The following is a 16,361-nucleotide window of genomic DNA, read 5'->3' as shown; positions in this document are numbered from 1 at the left end:
ATGGCGCGGGACCTGTCGCTGGCGGTGCGGAAAGCGATCATCGCTGTGCTGGAGGATGACGCGGCGGTGACCGCGATCGTCCCGGTGGCGCGCATCCATGCGGTGGAGGCGCCGGCCGATCCGGTGTGGCCGTTCATCCGCTACGGCTTTGCGACGCGGCTGCCCTTTCATGCGACGGGCATCGACGGGACGCGGATCGCCGGGGCGCTGCACGGCTTTGCGAAAGGGACGCAGGAGGATGGGGTGTCGGCGCTGGGCGCGGCGATGGCGGCGGCGATCGACGGCGTCGACGGGCGGGGGTTGACCTTGCCGCTCGAACACGAACCGGCAGCGGTGGCGCATGTGGCGTGGACCGGGAGCCGAATCTTACGCGATGGCGATGAGGCGGGCGCCTATCAGGTGGTCGTGAGTTTCGAGGCGGTCGTCGTGGGATAGCATGCTCTGACTTTGTTTATTCGCCTTGGCGAGTATGCGACGAACTGCCACTCGAAAGAGGCAATAGGATACTTACGTATAATCGTAAGATCGCCACCGAATTGCCATGGAAGCAATGCTAAAGCGGGATAGGCCGAATTTTCGGAACGTTGCCTGCGGGCTATCCGTTGTGCCATATGCGATTCGATGCTTCGATGTGGAGACACCTTTGACAGGTTAATCCTTGGGCAATGTCTCAATGGTAAAATGGCCTTAAGCGGCATTCCCGCCAGCCGCTATGTAAAGGAACGAAGCTATGAGCAGTCTACGTAAGAGCGCGATAACCGCAGCTCGCGCAGGCCGCGTAATTCAGCCGCAGCCGGATTATAACGACGAAATCAGCGATGAGCAGTTTGATGCTATTCGCCGTATTTCCTCCCCAAACGGCGAACCGAAGAAGTTGACGCCGCTATGCGAGGCAGGCTGGTAATTGGCCTGGTCCTTTTTCGAGCTTTCGACTGCGCCGGCATCATACGACATCGTATGGTGCCGGTTTCCGTTAGAGGAAGTTCCAGGACCTGGCCCTAAGCCACGGCCCGCCATCGTTCGCCAGAGTTTTGTGGATGACGATGGTTTGCCTTGGGTGTCAGTGGTTTATGGCACTACGAAACTTCGTCGAGAAGAGCGGCTTGGTGATTTCGTAGTAGCGAATCTTGCCGAACTTGATGCTGCAGGTCTCTATCGCGCCACGCGCTTCGATCTGAACAAATGCGCAACGCTGCCATGGGCGACGAACTTCTTTCAGACTCGACCTGGTTATCAATCGCCCGTGATAGGGCGGCTTAGCGAATATGGCATCTATATGCTTCAGGTGACGATCAGCGTTCGACAGGCCCGCCAGCAGCGCGAAGTGGAGCGGCAGGCCAAAATTGCGGCGGAGCAATATCAGGCAGGTGAGCCGCCTTCCGATAGTTTATCGGACTAATCGCTTCTCAAACCTACCGCCCCATCCGCCCCGCCCCTAAGCTCCACCTGGTACCCCGTCGCGAGACGGTGGGTCCCTTGGATGGAGCAGATCACATGGCGCTTCCGGCGATCGTCAAAGGCACTTACGTCGACATTCTGATCAACACCACCGGCGACACGTTCGTGCCGGTGTGCGGGCTGACGACGCGGAGCTTTACGCATCAGGTCAACACCAGCGACCAGTTCGTGCGCGACTGCGCCGACCCCGAGGACGTGCCGCACCGGCGGCTGAACGTCACCGGCGAGCAGTGGGATCTGTCGGGCGAGGGGCTCTATAACCGCGCGCAGGCGGCGACGATCCGGGCGGCCGTCGGTGTCACGCGTACCTATCGTTTCGTGGTGAGCGAACCGGCCGGTGATACCGTCGAGGACGGCTTCTATGAGGGGCCGGCGATGCTGACCAATTTGCAGCTTGGCGGTACCGACGGCGAGTTCGGGTCGGTGTCGCTGCAGATCGCCAGCGACGGCGGCTGGGCCTGGGAGGCGGCGGACTAGGCGCGGGCGGGAGGGGAGGGCGGCCATGGCGCAGACCTTCATCGACCTGCCGTTTGCCGACGGCACCTATTCGTTCAGGCTGGGCCTCGCGCAGATCAACGAGCTGCAGGTGAAGTGCGGCGTCGGGATCGGCGGGCTGTACGCGCGGCTGCTGCGCGGGCGCTATGTCGTCGACACGCTCTCGCTGGGGCTGACCACCGAGGCCGAGTTCCACCTTGCCGACGTCATCGAGCCGATCCGCCAGGGGCTGATCGGCGGGCGGCGCGGCGAGGTGGACGGGGCGGCGGTCGAGGTGAGCTCGATCGTCGCGGGGCGGCTCGTTGAGAATTATGTATGCGGCCGGGACGGCGAGCTGCGGGTGCCACTGCGCGAGGCGTGGAATCTCGCGGTCGCCATCCTCGGGTCGCTGATCGAGGGCTATACGCCAAAAAAAGCCGAGCCGGCTCCCGCGCCGGCGAGCGAAGCGGGGACGGAAACCAGCGCGCCGGCGAGCGAAGCGGGGCCGACGAGCGCGGCGACGGATGGCTCGACTATGCCGGAGCGCTTGCCGACTGCGTGACGATGGGCATCGGCCCGGGCGATGCGCGCGCCTTGAGCTATTGGGAATATTCGGCGCTGCTGCGCACCTGGAACGCGCGGCATGACCCGGACGGCGAGGCCGAGCCGGTGGCACCGCCGAGCGAGCGGTTTGTGCGCGAACGGCAGGCGCGGCTGATGAAAGGCCGGCCGATCCGATCCTGAGCAAATGCCAGCGCGGGCCGGCTTTCCTTCGTGGATGTTCTTGCTATGATCCCCGTGATGGGGGCGAGTCGGTGATGATTGCGATGGTGGCGGCGATGCTGATGACAGCGCTCATGCCGGTCGGTGCCGCGCACGACGACCCGTCGCTGGCGGCGCATCTGGCGAAGATGGCGTTGCTCGACGGCTATGAATATGTCCCGAGCTCGATCAGGATGCGTAACGTCACCGCCAATCCGGGAGACGGCAGCGCCTGGTTCTGCGGTGAGTTTGCCGGGACGCTGACCGAGGGTGAGCAGATCGAGTTTCGCGGTTTCATCGTGAGCGCGCGGGGCGAGGGGGCGATCTTCCATCCGATAGCGATCCTGCGCGGCCTGCCCCATTATGAGTCCGATATCGCCGAATATGACGAGGCGGTGGCGGAGCGGTGCTGAGGGGAGAGCATATGCGGCGGTTGGACAGGCGGCGTCGGAAAGTACGCGGCTCGTGAGCACCTATCTTGCCGCGGCGGCGGCCGCGTTGCTGACACTGACCAGCACCGTTCCCACCAAGAACCAGATCATCGCCATGATAAATGCCGGCCTGTCCGGACAGGGCGAGGAATATGACATCCTGTCGATCAGGGTCAGGAGCGCCAACCCGAGTGCGAAGGGCGACGACGGCTGGATCTGCGGTTCGTTCACCGGCAATTTGGCCGATGGCACGCCGGTCGAGGCGCGCTCCTATATCGCCAATCATGCGGAGATGCGGATCGTCTTCTTGCCGGCGAAATCGTTCGAGGGCAGCGATACCTATGTGGAAGAGCAGGACGAGTTTTTCGCCGCCTATGAGCAATTGTGCTGAGCCCCGGGGCGTTGCGGGCGGCGAGTGGGGCGGCGCTGCTGCTGGCGCTCGGCGGTTGCGGCGACACCGAGCGCGGCAAGGAGATGGTGGCGCGTGACTTCCGCGACCCGGCGTCGCTGCAATGGCGCGACGTCCGCATGGTGGAGCATGGCGGGTCCGACTATCTGTGCGGCGAGGTGAACGGCAAGAACGGCTTTGGCGCCTATGCCGGCTTCCGCCCGTTCGTCGTGGATATCGGCTGGGGCAAGGCGGCTTTGGAGCCGCGGCCGCAGCCAGGCGACGATGCGGCAATGACCGAGGCAGAGGCAGGCTTCTACCGCCTGCTGTCGAGCCCCTGCCGCCAAGAGGAAGAATAGCGCCCCGGCTGAACCTACCGGCGGCAGCGGGCGCCGGTTAGCGTCTGGCGGCTGCCCGGCACCGGGGCCGGCGGCACGCGCAGGAGCGCCCGCCGGCATGAGCGAAACCGCCGATACCGTTGCCGTCAAGATCGTCGCCGATGCGACCACCGCCGAGCGCAACATCCTGGCCTATGGCAGCAGCGTGCACCGCACGATGACCAGCGTCGAGGTGTCGGTGACGCAGGGTGCGGAGACCGCCGAGGCGGCGGCGAAGCGCCAGCAGGCGGCCTATCGCGACATCGGAACCTCGATCGTGAAGATCGCCGCCGACGCGCGCGACGGCAAGAACGCGTTCCAGATTTTCGGCGAACAGGGGACGACGCTGGCCGCGTCGCTGGTCGGGGTGGGCGGTACCGTCGGTCGGGTCGCCGGCTACCTGACCGGGCCGTGGGGGGTGGCGCTGACCACCGCCGCCTCGCTGATCGGGATGTTCGTCACCGAGAGCGACAAGGCGACCGATGCCTCGCGCCGTCAGGGCGATGCGGCACGCAATCTGCGCGATGCGATGGACGATCTGGCATCGGTGACGGGCGAGGCCAATCGCACGCAGGGCGAGATCACGCGGACGGCGGAGGGCACGACCCGCGAGCTGCTGAGCCAGGAGATCAAGAAGCGCGACGAGGTGATCAAGAAGCTGGCGAACGCCGAGAAGCAGCTGGAGGCGGCCTTGTCGGCAGCCTCGGCCTTCTCGCCCGATGGCGGCGCGGGTGCCGTCACCGTCGCCACGCGCCGGGTGAAGGCGCTCAAGGAACAGCAGCTGGCGCTCAACAAAACGGTGGCCGACGCCTCCCGCCAGGTGCGGGCGACCGAGGGCGGGCGCATCCGTCGCAAGGTGGCGGGCGATCGCGACCCGGTGGTCGCCGCCAACAACAGTTTCGAAGACGATCATGATGCGCTGAAGGCCCGGCATCTGCGCAGGGAGATTGACGGCGACGCCTATGAAACGGGCCTGAAGCGGCTGGAAACGACCCGCGATACGGCGATCAAGGCGGCCGCGCGCGGCGGCGCGAAGCCGACCGCGGCGCCCGTCGTGGTGACGGCCGCCCCGAGCTTCGAGGAATATAGACCCGAAGCGGGGGTGGTGACGCCGGCGGCGAAAGCGGCCGTCGAAGGGCCCAAGGATGAACCGGCCGCCATCGAGGTGCCGGTACGGATCGCCACCACCAAGGGGGAGGTCGACGCCGAGCTGGCGAAGCTTGTCGCCGGGCTGCCGAAGCTCGAGCTGGTCGATGCCAAGCAGCTCGAGAAGATCGGCAAGATCGCCGCGACCTTGCAGGAGGATCTGGTGCAGGGGCTGACCGATGCGATCGTGTCGGGCAAGTCGCTCGGCGACGTGCTGGTCGACTCCTTCGCGCGCGCCGGCGTCGCGCTGCTGAAGTCGCAGATCATGAAGATGTTCGACCCGACCGGCGACGGCAAGACGGGGTTTGCCGCGGAGGTGACCGGCCTCCTCGGCGGTCTGTTCGCGAAGCCGCCGGGCCGGGCGTCGGGCGGGCATGTGTCGGCGGGTCAGCTCTACCGCGTCAACGAAGGCGGCGTCGAAGGCTTCCGGCCGGCGGGATCGGGGACGATCGTGCCGCTGGGGCGGATGGCCGCCGCGCGGAGCGGCGGCGGGGTGACGGTGGTGCAGCCATTGAACGTCAGCTTCGCCGGGGCGATCACCACGCCCGAGCTGATGGCGCAGTTCAAAGCCTATGCCGACGGGGTCGGCCAGGCGGCGGTACTGGGCGGCGCGGCGATGGCGCAGGCGCGGATGAACCGGCGCGCGGCGCGGTCGCTGGCGCGCTGACCGGCTATTTATCGCAGGTGGTGGTCGACTCGCTGTAGGTCCGGCCATAGGGCCGGGGCTCCGTCCGCGTCACGGTGGTGCAGGTCGGCCGGCGCGCCTGCTCGCGGGCGTGCTCGCGCGCCCGGGCGTATGCGGCGGCGAGCCGGCCGTCGGCCGCCGCCCGCCTTGCCTCCCGCCACACGAAGTAATCGTCGGCAACCGCGCGCCAATCGGCGGTGGGGTGCGTGGCGGCGGCGCGTATGCGGGCGTCCATCTCGCCCCGCTCGACGACGGACGTGGCGCTGGACACCCAGGCATCGCGAAGTCGCACCAGATCCCGGTTGCCCTGCGGCTCGAGCGGGAAAGGCAATCCTGCGCCGATCACGGCCAGCACCAACAGCGTGAGCATCCTATGCCTCCGGACGGGCGAGTCGTTGTTCCCACTATGTTCCGACAACCTTACCGGCGTCAATCTGCACCGCCGATGAACCTACCCGCGGCCCGCGCCACGCCTTAGGTTCACCCCTGCCGCGTCGCGACGACGCTGCTTTCCCGAGGATGGACACGCGAATGGCGATCCTGCTTCCTGCCGAGCCTGTGCCCCAGAGCTGGACGCCGCGCGCGATGGACTGGGGCGGCGAGCTGGTGCCGGTGCTGGGCGGCGAGACGCAGCGCTTAAACCGGCTGGGTGATCGCTTCGCGGTCGAGGTGGTGCTGACGCCGACGCAGGATGCGGCGCAGGCGCTGGCCTATATCTCCCGCCTGCGGCGCGGGCGTCGCGAAGGCGCGCGGATGCCGTTCCCGCAGCTCAATCTGCCGATCGGCAATCCCGGCGAGCTGCGCGTGCACGGCAGCGGGCAGGCGGGGAGCAGCCTGACGGTGCGCGGCGCGACCACCGGCTATGGCTTTCGCGAAGGGCAGTTCTTCAGCCTCGTCCACGATGGCCGGCGCTATCTTCATTCGGTGGCGACGGCGGCGACCGCGCCGGTCGGCGGGGTGCTGACCTTGGCCATCGAGCCGATGCTGCGCGTGTCGCCGGGCGACGGCGACCTGATCGAGATGGCGGCGCCGATGATCGAAGGCTTCGTCGGCGGCAACGAGCAGGGCTGGACGGTCGATATCGCCGGTACCATCGGCCTGTCCTTCATCCTGACCGAGCGCGGCTGATGAGCCTGTCGCCGCAACTGGAGGCCGCGCTGAGCGGCCCGTCGCCGACCTGGTTCGGCGCGCTGAAGATCGAGCTGCCGGGGCACATACTGCGGCTGCTCGACGGCGCGGGGTTCGTGGACTTCGACGGCGGGACGTTCGTGGGGCGGGACCCGGTGTACGGCGTGCTCGCCGCGATCGAGGAGATCGGCGACGGGGTTGGTGACGAGGCACCGGCGATCGGCATCACCTTGCATCCAGCGAGCGATGCGTCGGCGGCGGCGCTGGCGGCGCCGGGGATGCAGGGGTCGCGCGTGTCGCTGTTCGTCGGCGCGGTCGACCGGGCGACGGGGCTGGTGGTGCCTGACCCCGAGCTGGTGTTCGTCGGCGAGCTGGACGTGCCGACGCTGCGATCCACGCGCAACGGCCGCAGCCTCGATTTCGACGTCGTTTCCACCTTCGAGCGCTTCTTCGACGACGACGAGGGGGCGCGGCTTTCGGACGGCTTCCACCAGTCGGTGTGGCCGGGCGAGCTCGGCCTCGCGCACGTCACCGGGGTCGAGAAGACCGTCTACTGGGGCATGGACGCGCCGCCCGACGCCAAGGCGAAGGCGAGTGCGGCGGGTATCCCGGCGTGGCGGCAGACGGCGGGGATGAGGTTCTGATGAAGCGGGCCGTGAAACCCGAGATGATGACGCGCGTGGCGGCGACGCAGGCGACGGTCGACCGCTTCAAGGCGCGGCCGTTCCGCTATGGCAGCAACGACTGCGCGCGGATGGTGGCGTTCCACCTGAAGCGGCTGGGGCTGAAGGTCAGCCTCGCCAAGGCGGGCAGCTACCGATCGGCGCTGGGGGCGACGCGGGCGCTGCGGCGGCTGGGGCATGACAGCCTCGCGGACGCGCTCGATACGCTCGGCCTGACACGTATTCCACCGGCGGCGGCGATGGTCGGCGATATCGTCGAGCTGCCGGGCGAGGCGCCGTTCGGGGCGCTGACGGTGGCGGTGGGGAACGGGCGGGTTCTGGGATTTCATCAGGATCTGGCTGGCGCCGATATCTTGCAGCCACGCGAGTATCTCGCGGCGTGGCGGGTGATCTAGATGTCGAAGACGCTTCGAACCGCCGCGGTGGTCGTGGGCGCGGTGGCGTTGGCATCGACGGGTGTCGGCGCTGCCATCAGCGCAGGCTTGATCGCCGAAAGTGCAGCATTTGCGGTAGCCGCTGGCACCTTTGCTGGCGCCGCCGGGACGTTGACGACCATCGCCGCCGGCATGTCGCTCGCGGCCACAGTCGCAGCAAAAAAGCCCAACGCCTCGATCGGAGGCAGCCAGACCAAGTTCAAGGCCGACCCGCTGGCGGGCATTCCGTACGCGATCGGTCGCACCTATGTGGCTGGCAACATCGTCTACAACGAGGCGCACGGGAAAGATAATGAGTACAACAGCTTCGCTGTCGTGCTGAGCGGGGCGGGGCCGGTCGACGGCATCGAGCAGTTCCTCGTCGAGAAGGCACCGGTGAGCTTCAGCGGCGCGGCGGCGGTCGGGTACTACGGCGGCTGGATGTGGCAAACGCAGCAGCTCGGCGGGCCGCCGGGATCGGGGTGGATTTCGCCCGGCATGGGGTCGCCCCCGGGGTGGACGGGCGACCATGAGCTGTCGGGCTTTGCGGCGGCGATGTGGACCTTGCGCTTCGACAAGAAGGGCAAGGTGTTCGCCGCAGGCACGCCGCAGCCGGGCTGGGTCGGGCGCTGGGTCAAGGTCTATGACCCGCGGCTCGACGGCAGCTATCCGGGTGGCGAAGGCGACTGCCGGCCGCTCGAGGAGGCGAGCTATGTCTGGTCGCAGAACCCCTATCTTCACGCGCTGACCTGGCTTCTGGGCCGCTGGCAGAATGGCAAGCGGGTGCTCGGCGTCGGCGCACCGGTCGAGATGATCGACGTGCCGGCCTTCGTCGAGGGCGCCAATGTCGCCGAGGCCAACAGCTGGCATATCGGCGGTGTCGTCTCCTCGGTCGATGCCAAGTGGAACGTGCTGAAGATGATGCTGCAGGCCGGCGGCGGCGAGCCGCTGCGGCTGGGGGCCAAGATCAGCTGTCTGATCAACACGCCGCGCGTGGCGCTGGCGACGATCCGCGAGGGCGATATCATCGGCGATGCGTCGGTGGCGGCGACCAAGCCGCGGCGCGAGCGGTTCAACGCGGTGGTGCCGCTGTATCGGTCGCCCGACCATGACTGGGAGATGGTGTCGGCGGCACCGACGAAGATCGATGCCTATGTGACGGAGGATGGCGAACTGCGCACGCGCGAGATCGGCTATCCGCTGGTGCAGCATGTGAACCAGGCGGCGCAGCTCGCGCTCTACGACATCGTCAACGCGCGCGAGTTCGGACCCGTCGAGCTGCCGCTGAAGCCGCGCTGGCTCGGCTACAAGCCGGGCGATTGCCTACGGGTCGAGGTCGAGGAGCTGGGGCTCGTGGCGCAGGACGTGCTGGTCCTGATCCGCACGCTCGATCCGGGCGGGACGGTGACCCTGACCGCGCGGTCGGAGACGGCGGGCAAGCATGACTTCGCGCTGGGCAAGACCGGCACGCCGCCGCCGCTGCCCGGGGTGAGCGGCGATCCGCTGAACGACGTGCCGGCGCCGGGGGTCTCGGCGTGGGCAGCAGTCGGTGGCGTGATGGAGTCGGGCGACGTGGCGGTGCCGGTGATCGTCATCGACGGCGCCACCGACAATGTGAACGCCGACGCGGTGATCTTCGAATATCGGGTGGACGGGGCGTCCGACTGGATCATGGCGGGTACCGAAGCGGCGACCACCACGCGCAAGATGATCAACGCGGTGACGGCGGGCGAGAGCTATGTCGTGGCGGTGAGCTACCGCGCGCGTGGCATCGTCGGCGCGCGGCGGATCGAGGGGCCGGTGGTGACCGGCGAATATGCCGGGGTCGAGGGGCCGGCGGGCGCGGACGGCGTGACGACCTATAGCTGGTTCGCCTGGGCGAACAGCGCGGATGGTGGCACCGACTTCACCACCGAGGCGCCGGGCGCGCGCAAATACATGGGTGTCGCGTATAACAAGACGACCCCGGTCGAGAGCCTTAACCCGGCGCATTATTTCTGGGCGAAGATCGAGGGACCGGCGGGCGCCGAGGGCACGGCCGGCGTGGCGGGGCCGCCGGGGCCGAACGGCGAACCGACCTATATCTGGATCGCCTATGCCAACAGCGCCAACGGGGTGACCGACTTCACCACCGGCTCGCCGGGCAGCCGCAGCTATATCGGTGTCGCCCCGAACAAGAGTACGCCGACCGAGGGCAGCAGCCCGGCGGACTATAGCTGGTCGCGGGTCGAGGGGCCGCAGGGGCCGATCGGCGTGACGGGCGCCACCGGATCGACCGGCGCCACCGGCCCCACTGGCACGGCGGGCGCGACCGGATCGACCGGCGCTACGGGGCCGATGGGTGCCACGGGACCGCAGGGGCCGACAGGAGCCACGGGGGCGACCGGCGCGACGGGACCGGCGGGAGCCGCCGGGCCGGCTGCGGCTTCGCAGGTCGTGCGGGTGACCGGCGCGAACACCTATGTGCTGAACCTCCGCCTGGCTCCCTACGCATCGGTTTATGCGCAGGGCGTCTACTATGGCTCGGCGTACGGCTCTGTCTCGCTGCACCTCGAATATAATGTCGGCGGGGGAGGCTGGAGCACGATCCAGTATCAGGCGTCGACCGAGGATGGTGCCACGGGCTTCGACTTCGGGGCGACCATTTCGAACCCGTACAATGCCTACCTGCTTGCCGAGGTCCGCTTCACCCTTACGGGCGCGCTCTCGAGCTGGGATGGCCAGAGCTTCCTCAGCGCATAGGAGATCGACATGCAGGTAACCTTCAAATTCGGCATCGGCGACCGCGTCGAGATCGCCAGCCTGGGCGGCGCACGCGGGCGGGTGAAGGGGCTGTTCGTCGGCGAGGATAAGCGCCGGCAGGTCAGCGTCGCCTATGTCGATGGCGACGGCGATCCGGCGGGGCCGGGCTGGTTCGGCGAGGAGGATCTGGTGGCGGCCGCCGCCTGAAATCGACGATCCTGAAAAAGAGATCGGCCCGTGTCCTCGGGGGGGTGGGACACGGGCCGGATTCTTTTTTGCCCGACGCGAGCGGGGGGCTTGAGAGCGTCGAACATGAGGGAAAACCAGCGGTGACGCCGCTTGTTCCAACGAACCTGAAAATAATTCTCAGACGGGCTTAGCGTCGGTCTGGCCACGCCGTGAGGCGTCGCAAATCAGCGCCGTGAGGCGCCGCGATTGCAACGTCGAGATGACGTCGCGCAGCAGGTGTTCGGGCATGTGTTCCTCCCCCTTTGACCCGGCCGCCGGGCGGCACGTCCTTCACCGGACGTGCCGCCTTGGCCACTGAGCCCGCGCTGTGGCGGCGATCGCAGCGGAGGCGGGCATGAGCCTCGATAACGGCGACATGGCCGGCATTGTGGGTGGCAGCATCACCTTGCTGGGCGCGATCGGCGGCGGGGTGCGCTGGCTGCTCACTTCACGGTCGAAGCGCGAGCAATGGATCGAGGCGCGGATCCAGCAGCATGTCGCGAAGATCGAAGCGCGGTTGGGCGTCGCCGAGCGACGTGCCGATCATCTGGGGTTCGCTTTCCAGCTGGTCGCCGCCGAGCTGGCGCGGCTCGACCCCAATTCGGACATCTTGCGTCGCGCGCAGCTGATCATCGAGGGCGTGCAGGGGCTGTTCACCCCGCGCGAGCTGCCGCCAGAGCACGCCGACGCGCTCGACGAACTTTATGAGAGGACAAAGTGATGGATGAGCCCCGCTGGCTGGCGCGGGCGCGCCGCAACCTTGGCGTCAAGGAAACGCCGGGCCGGGCGTCGACGCCGTCAATCCTGAAGTATCGCGTGATGGCGCGCGTGTTGCTGGAGGGCGACGACGGCGCGGTGCCGTGGTGCGCGATCTTCGTCAACGCGATGCTGGAGGCGGTGGGAGTCCGGGGCAGCCGGTCAGGCATGGCGCGGAGCTTTTCGCGCTGGGGGAAGGCGCTGCCGAAGGACCGCATCCCGGCAGGCGCCGTTGTGGTGTTGTCGTCGGATCGCGGGCCGGCCTCAGGGCATGTCGGGTTCGCGTGCGGCGTCAGCGCGACGCATGTCTGGCTGCTCGGCGGCAATCAGGGTGATGCGGTGTCGGTGGCACCGTTCCGGCGGGAGCGGATCGTCGCGGTGGTGTGGCCGGGCGTGGAGCCGGTGGGGCCGGCGATGGCGCTGAAGGTGGCGGCGGCGGGCGCTGAGGTGTCGGACGCATGAAGGCGCCGGGGCTTCGTGCGGTCATCGGCTTCACCGCGCTGGTCGGCGGCATCGGCGGGGTGGCGCTGATCATCGCCGGCGGGGTCGACCGCAACGATCTCGCGGCGGTGGCGGGGTTGGTCACCCTGCTGCTCAACCAGTCGGCACAGGTGGTGCGGCACCTGTTCCCCGAGAAGCGGCCGGAAGATTTACCGCAGTAGTCATCAAACCATCACGCGGCGGGAACATTCCGCAGGTAGAATGGTAAACGAAATGATGGGTCCGCGCCTCAAAGCCGCCAACGACAACCAGCCCCGCCGGGATCGGCGCAAGGGCCGTGCGGTGTCGCTGGAGGAACGGCTGCTCGCCGAGCTGATGTACGCGGGCTGATTTCGCCCCACGATTCCCGATAGTGCGACCGCCAATCCTGCCGTAGAACCGGCGGCATGGCCGCTGACACTCCTGCCGCGCAGACGCCGCGGCCTTTCTGGAAAACCCTCTATTTTCAGGTGCTCGTCGGCATCGCGCTCGGCGTGTTCGTCGGCTGGCTGTGGCCGGCGTTCGGCTCCTCGCTGAAACCGCTCGGCGACGGCTTCATCAAGCTGGTGAAGATGATCATCACGCCGGTGATCTTCCTCACCGTCGTCACCGGCATCGCCGGCATGGCCGATTTGAAGGCGTTCGGCCGGGTCGGCGCCAAGGCGATGGCCTATTTCCTGACCTTCTCGACCTTGGCGCTTCTGGTCGGGCTGTTCGTCGGCAACGTCGCGCGGCCGGGCGACGGGCTCAACGTCGACGTGGCGACGCTCGATACCGGGGCGGTGGCGAATTACGTCAGCGCCGCGAAGGAGCGGACGGTCACCGAGTTCGTCCTGCACATCATCCCCGACACGGCGATCAGCGCCTTCACCTCGGGCGAAATCTTGCAGGTGCTGTTCATCGCCATCCTGTTCGGCGTGTCGCTGGCGCTGCTCGGGTCGAAGGGCGAGAAATTGCTCGGCACCTTGCGGACGTTGACCGCGATCGTGTTTCGCATGGTGCATATCCTGATGTACGCCGCCCCGATCGGCGCGTTCGGCGCGATGGCGTTCACCATCGGCGAGTACGGCATCGGCACGCTCGCGAACCTCGCGCAGCTGATCGCCACCTTCTACATCACGGCGCTGCTGTTTGTGGTGGTGATCCTCGGGCTGGTGGCGCGCGCTGCGGGCTTCTCGCTGTTCGGGCTCATCCGCTACATCAAGGACGAGCTGCTGCTGGTGCTCGGCACCTCGTCGTCGGAAAGCGCGATGCCGCTCCTCATGGAAAAGCTCGAGCGCGCCGGCTGCCCGAAGCCGATCGTCGGCCTCGTCGTGCCGACCGGCTATTCGTTCAACCTCGACGGCACCAACATCTATATGGCGCTCGCCGCGCTGTTCATCGCGCAGGCGACCAACACCGACCTGTCGGCGGCCGACCAGGCGCTGCTGATGGCCGTCGCCATCCTCAGCTCGAAGGGCGCGGCAGGGGTGACCGGATCGGGCTTCATCGTGCTCGCCGCCACGCTGTCGGTGGTGCCGGCGATCCCGGTCGCGGGCATGGCGCTGATCCTCGGCGTCGACCGCTTCATGAGCGAGTGCCGCGCGCTGACCAACTTCATCGGCAATGCGGTCGCCACCATCGTCGTCGCCCGCTGGGAAAAGGCGGTCGACCTCGACCAGCTGAACGCGGCGTTCGCGGGCAAGGGCGGGCGGCTGACCGAGACGGAGAGCGACCGGCTGCAGATCGAGGGCGTCAGCGACGTGCCGCCGGCGGGCAAGGAATAGCCGGCCGTGCCGTGGAAGCCGACGCCCCTGCCTTTCGTACATGAACGACTGCCGGCCGTGACCCGCCTCTTTCACGCGCGCGAGCGCCTTGCCCGGAAAGCCGCATGACCTTCTCCCAGCTTGTCGACGTCATCATTCTCGGCATCATCGAGGGGCTGACCGAGTTCCTGCCGGTGTCGTCGACCGGCCACCTGATCCTGGCGGGCGAGCTTCTAGGCTTCACCGGCGAAGGCTCGATCGCCTTCAAGATCGCGATCCAGCTCGGCGCGATCCTCGCGGTGCTGGTCGCCTATTGGCGGCGTTTCTGGAACGTCGGGCTCGGCGTGCTGGCGGGCGATGCGCCGTCGATCCGCTTCCTGCGCAACATCATCATCGGCTTCTTCCCCGCGATGCTGATCGGCGCCGTCGCCTATGATGCCATCCGCCAGCTGCTGCTGTCGCCGACCACGGTGGCGGTCGCGCTGATCGTCGGCGGGATCGCCATCCTCGTCATCGAGCGGCTGGTGAAGGACGTGAAGGTCGAAAGCGTCGAGGCGATGCCGCTCGGCACCGCGATCACCATCGGCCTCGTCCAGTGCATCGCGATGATCCCGGGGGTCAGCCGGTCGGGCGCGACGATCATGGGCGCGCTGCTGATGGGCGTGGAGCGCAAGACCGCGGCCGAATTCAGCTTCTTCCTCGCGGTGCCGACGATGCTCGGTGCCACCGTCTATTCGCTGTACAGCGAGCGCGAACTGCTCAACATCGACGACCTCAACGCCATCCTGATCGGCCTCGGCGTCGCCTTCCTCGTCGCGCTGGGGGTGGTGAAGGCCTTCGTCGCCATCGTCGGCCGCTTCGGCTTCGCGCCGTTCGCCTGGTACCGGATAGTGCTGGGGGCGGCGGCGCTGGTGTGGCTGAACGCCTGACGCTGGCGCGCACGGGCTTGCCTCACCTGCCGTTTCCGCGCATTTCCGCGAACGTGGCTCCGTAGCTCAGCCGGATAGAGCAGCGGTTTCCTAAACCGAAGGTCGGGCGTTCGAGTCGCCCCGGGGCCACCAATTATTCCAGATGTTTAAATGAAATCTTGCGCCTGGTGGCGTGTCTCGATCGGCGACAGATAAGCACGGGATAAGCGTCCCCGCGCACGGCTTATCGCGCCAACGCCGCAACTTCGCGATGGCCGCCGCAACCACGGGACGGCGGGGTTGGGGGCGATAACCTACGCCAGCAGAGCGACGGTCGCCATCAAGGGTAGCCGCGCGGTCTGGAGGCTGTGTGCGAAGCTGCACCCTTTTGCTCGGCTGTGTACTGGCGATGGGAGACTACGCCGTGGCAGCGCCATTACGCGCGCAGCCCGACGCCGCCGTTCAGCCGGGCGCGCTTGCTTCGGAGCCCACCTCGTCGCTCGAGGTCGGTGGATGGGTACAGGTCAGCCTGCTCCTCCTCCCGGATGCGCGTGTCGGTGAGCCGGTCGATGTGCTGACGCCGCGCGGCTTTATCATGGACGATGGCAGCGGCGGAGAGAGCCGATTGCGTGCGAGCGGACGCGACACGCGGCTCAACATGCGCGGCACGCACCACGCTGATGCCGGGCGCCTGTCGGCGTTCGTCGAGTTCGATCTGTTCGCGATGTCGGGAGAGGCTTATCGGCCACGGTTGAGGCACGCAGTAGTTGGCTGGGCTTCGATCGATGATCGCGTGACGGTGCGCTTCGGTCAGGACTGGTCCGCCTTCGCCGATCCGGGCGCCTACGCGCGCATCTACAATCCCCTTCCGCTTGGTGCTGTCTTTGTTCGTCAGCCACAGTTTCGCGTCGAATATCGGCCGCAACCCGGTCTGATCGTCACCGGATCGATTGAAAGCGCAGCCGGCGATGTGACGGTGCCCACCCGCATGAGACCGGGAAGGGCCGATGCACTGCCGCACCTTGCGCTCGCCGGACGGCTAGAGCGCGGCTGGGGGAGCCTGCAGATCGGCACGATCGTCGGGAAGCGCTCAAGCGATGACGTCGGTATCTGGGGCCTCAGCGCCAGTGGCCGAGTGGACCTTTCCGCGGCTGGTCGCCGGCATCTCCGTTTCCAGACCGTGCTGGGCCGCGGCGTCGCCCGCTATGTAGGCGAACTGGGAACGGGCTACGAACATCTGCTCCGCGCTAGCCCACGCGCTGGCGATGACACTACGGCCGCTGAGCGCGTCGTCGCCGCGAACCTGAGCTACGAGCACCATTTCAGCTCGCGCGTCTCAGCGTCGGCACAGGCGAGCTATGTGAAGGGCCGCGCGGCGATCCCGGATCGCGCGGGTCGTACTGAGAGCGCAGCCTTCGTCGGCAACCTTGTGGTGCGACCGGCAAGAAAGATTGAGCTGGCCGCCGAGCATATGATCGTGCGCCGTATTGATGGCGGCGGCGTATCGGCCAGTCGTCGCATCGTCAGGCTAGCATCGCGCTTCCACTTCTGATCGCC

At 67.4% G+C, this 16,361-nt stretch carries 21 protein-coding genes and 1 tRNA gene; 21 read left to right on the top strand and 1 reads right to left on the bottom strand.

All coding sequences use genetic code 11. From position 1 onward, the window contains the following. The 9 genes from gp17 to ACFOMD_RS01680 all read left to right on the top strand — a co-directional run bounded on the left by gp17 (position 1) and on the right by ACFOMD_RS01680 (position 5,703). The gene (gene gp17, locus ACFOMD_RS01720) at positions 1-435 is read left to right on the top strand and encodes a tail completion protein gp17 (protein ID WP_380855850.1); all 435 of its coding nucleotides are present in this window, start codon (positions 1-3) and stop codon (positions 433-435) included. A 598-nt stretch (positions 436-1,033) separates the two neighbouring features. After that, positions 1,034-1,399 (top strand): hypothetical protein, encoded by a 366-nt coding sequence (locus tag ACFOMD_RS01715; RefSeq protein ID WP_380855847.1) that lies wholly within the window; start codon positions 1,034-1,036, stop codon positions 1,397-1,399. A 95-nt stretch (positions 1,400-1,494) separates the two neighbouring features. Next, the gene (locus tag ACFOMD_RS01710; RefSeq protein WP_380855844.1) at positions 1,495-1,935 is read left to right on the top strand and encodes a phage tail tube protein; all 441 of its coding nucleotides are present in this window, start codon (positions 1,495-1,497) and stop codon (positions 1,933-1,935) included. Between the two features lie 25 nt (positions 1,936-1,960). Continuing rightward, complete coding sequence (locus ACFOMD_RS01705; RefSeq protein WP_380855841.1) at positions 1,961-2,494, top strand: gene transfer agent family protein; 534 nt, start codon at positions 1,961-1,963, stop codon at positions 2,492-2,494. After that, on the top strand, positions 2,491-2,676 hold the full coding sequence (locus tag ACFOMD_RS01700; protein ID WP_380855838.1) for a hypothetical protein: 186 nt from the start codon (positions 2,491-2,493) through the stop codon (positions 2,674-2,676). Before ACFOMD_RS01705 ends, ACFOMD_RS01700 begins: the two co-directional genes overlap by 4 nt. 71 nt (positions 2,677-2,747) lie before the next feature. Then, positions 2,748-3,107: a hypothetical protein gene (locus ACFOMD_RS01695; protein WP_380855835.1), complete on the top strand. Its 360-nt coding sequence runs from the start codon at positions 2,748-2,750 to the stop codon at positions 3,105-3,107. A 52-nt stretch (positions 3,108-3,159) separates the two neighbouring features. Beyond that, a complete protein-coding gene (locus tag ACFOMD_RS01690; protein WP_380855832.1) occupies positions 3,160-3,516 on the top strand; it encodes a hypothetical protein in 357 nt (118 codons plus the stop codon). Continuing rightward, positions 3,510-3,872, top strand: coding sequence for a hypothetical protein (locus tag ACFOMD_RS01685; protein ID WP_380855829.1), 363 nt, complete (start codon positions 3,510-3,512; stop codon positions 3,870-3,872). Before ACFOMD_RS01690 ends, ACFOMD_RS01685 begins: the two co-directional genes overlap by 7 nt. Positions 3,873-3,969: 97 nt before the next feature. Continuing rightward, the gene (locus tag ACFOMD_RS01680) at positions 3,970-5,703 is read left to right on the top strand and encodes a hypothetical protein (RefSeq protein ID WP_380855826.1); all 1,734 of its coding nucleotides are present in this window, start codon (positions 3,970-3,972) and stop codon (positions 5,701-5,703) included. Positions 5,704-5,707: 4 nt separating this feature from the next. Here ACFOMD_RS01680 and ACFOMD_RS01675 read toward each other — a convergent pair whose 3' ends face one another. Further along, positions 5,708-6,091, bottom strand: a complete 384-nt coding sequence (locus tag ACFOMD_RS01675; protein WP_380855823.1) for a hypothetical protein — start codon at positions 6,089-6,091, stop codon at positions 5,708-5,710. Positions 6,092-6,252: 161 nt separating this feature from the next. On the opposite strand from ACFOMD_RS01675, the gene ACFOMD_RS01670 reads away from it, so the two are divergent. The 12 genes from ACFOMD_RS01670 to ACFOMD_RS01615 all read left to right on the top strand — a co-directional run bounded on the left by ACFOMD_RS01670 (position 6,253) and on the right by ACFOMD_RS01615 (position 16,356). Further along, positions 6,253-6,849 carry a hypothetical protein gene (locus ACFOMD_RS01670; protein WP_380855820.1) on the top strand — a complete coding sequence of 199 codons (597 nt, stop codon included), beginning with the start codon at positions 6,253-6,255 and terminating at the stop codon, positions 6,847-6,849. Continuing rightward, on the top strand, positions 6,849-7,493 hold the full coding sequence (locus tag ACFOMD_RS01665; RefSeq protein ID WP_380855817.1) for a hypothetical protein: 645 nt from the start codon (positions 6,849-6,851) through the stop codon (positions 7,491-7,493). Before ACFOMD_RS01670 ends, ACFOMD_RS01665 begins: the two co-directional genes overlap by 1 nt. After that, positions 7,493-7,927 (top strand): DUF6950 family protein, encoded by a 435-nt coding sequence (locus ACFOMD_RS01660; RefSeq protein WP_380855814.1) that lies wholly within the window; start codon positions 7,493-7,495, stop codon positions 7,925-7,927. Before ACFOMD_RS01665 ends, ACFOMD_RS01660 begins: the two co-directional genes overlap by 1 nt. After that, positions 7,928-10,687 carry a hypothetical protein gene (locus ACFOMD_RS01655; protein ID WP_380855811.1) on the top strand — a complete coding sequence of 920 codons (2,760 nt, stop codon included), beginning with the start codon at positions 7,928-7,930 and terminating at the stop codon, positions 10,685-10,687. A 9-nt stretch (positions 10,688-10,696) separates the two neighbouring features. After that, positions 10,697-10,894, top strand: a complete 198-nt coding sequence (locus ACFOMD_RS01650) for a hypothetical protein (protein WP_380855808.1) — start codon at positions 10,697-10,699, stop codon at positions 10,892-10,894. A 376-nt stretch (positions 10,895-11,270) separates the two neighbouring features. Next, entirely contained in the window at positions 11,271-11,636 is a 366-nt protein-coding gene (locus ACFOMD_RS01645) for a hypothetical protein (protein ID WP_380855805.1), read from the top strand. Then, positions 11,636-12,133, top strand: a complete 498-nt coding sequence (locus tag ACFOMD_RS01640) for a TIGR02594 family protein (protein ID WP_380855803.1) — start codon at positions 11,636-11,638, stop codon at positions 12,131-12,133. Before ACFOMD_RS01645 ends, ACFOMD_RS01640 begins: the two co-directional genes overlap by 1 nt. Then, positions 12,130-12,333, top strand: coding sequence for a hypothetical protein (locus ACFOMD_RS01635; protein WP_380855800.1), 204 nt, complete (start codon positions 12,130-12,132; stop codon positions 12,331-12,333). Before ACFOMD_RS01640 ends, ACFOMD_RS01635 begins: the two co-directional genes overlap by 4 nt. 225 nt (positions 12,334-12,558) lie before the next feature. Beyond that, a complete protein-coding gene (locus tag ACFOMD_RS01630; protein WP_380855797.1) occupies positions 12,559-13,917 on the top strand; it encodes a dicarboxylate/amino acid:cation symporter in 1,359 nt (452 codons plus the stop codon). Between the two features lie 104 nt (positions 13,918-14,021). Further along, positions 14,022-14,825, top strand: a complete 804-nt coding sequence (locus ACFOMD_RS01625) for an undecaprenyl-diphosphate phosphatase (protein ID WP_380855794.1) — start codon at positions 14,022-14,024, stop codon at positions 14,823-14,825. A 55-nt stretch (positions 14,826-14,880) separates the two neighbouring features. Then, positions 14,881-14,957 (top strand) — tRNA-Arg (locus ACFOMD_RS01620). Positions 14,958-15,213: 256 nt separating this feature from the next. Next, complete coding sequence (locus ACFOMD_RS01615; protein WP_380855791.1) at positions 15,214-16,356, top strand: hypothetical protein; 1,143 nt, start codon at positions 15,214-15,216, stop codon at positions 16,354-16,356. Positions 16,357-16,361 lie beyond the last annotated feature (5 nt).

It is taken from the genome of Sphingoaurantiacus capsulatus (assembly GCF_042648405.1).
GTDB lineage: Bacteria > Pseudomonadota > Alphaproteobacteria > Sphingomonadales > Sphingomonadaceae > Sphingoaurantiacus > Sphingoaurantiacus capsulatus.
This window is presented reverse-complemented; position numbering and strand designations above follow the sequence as displayed.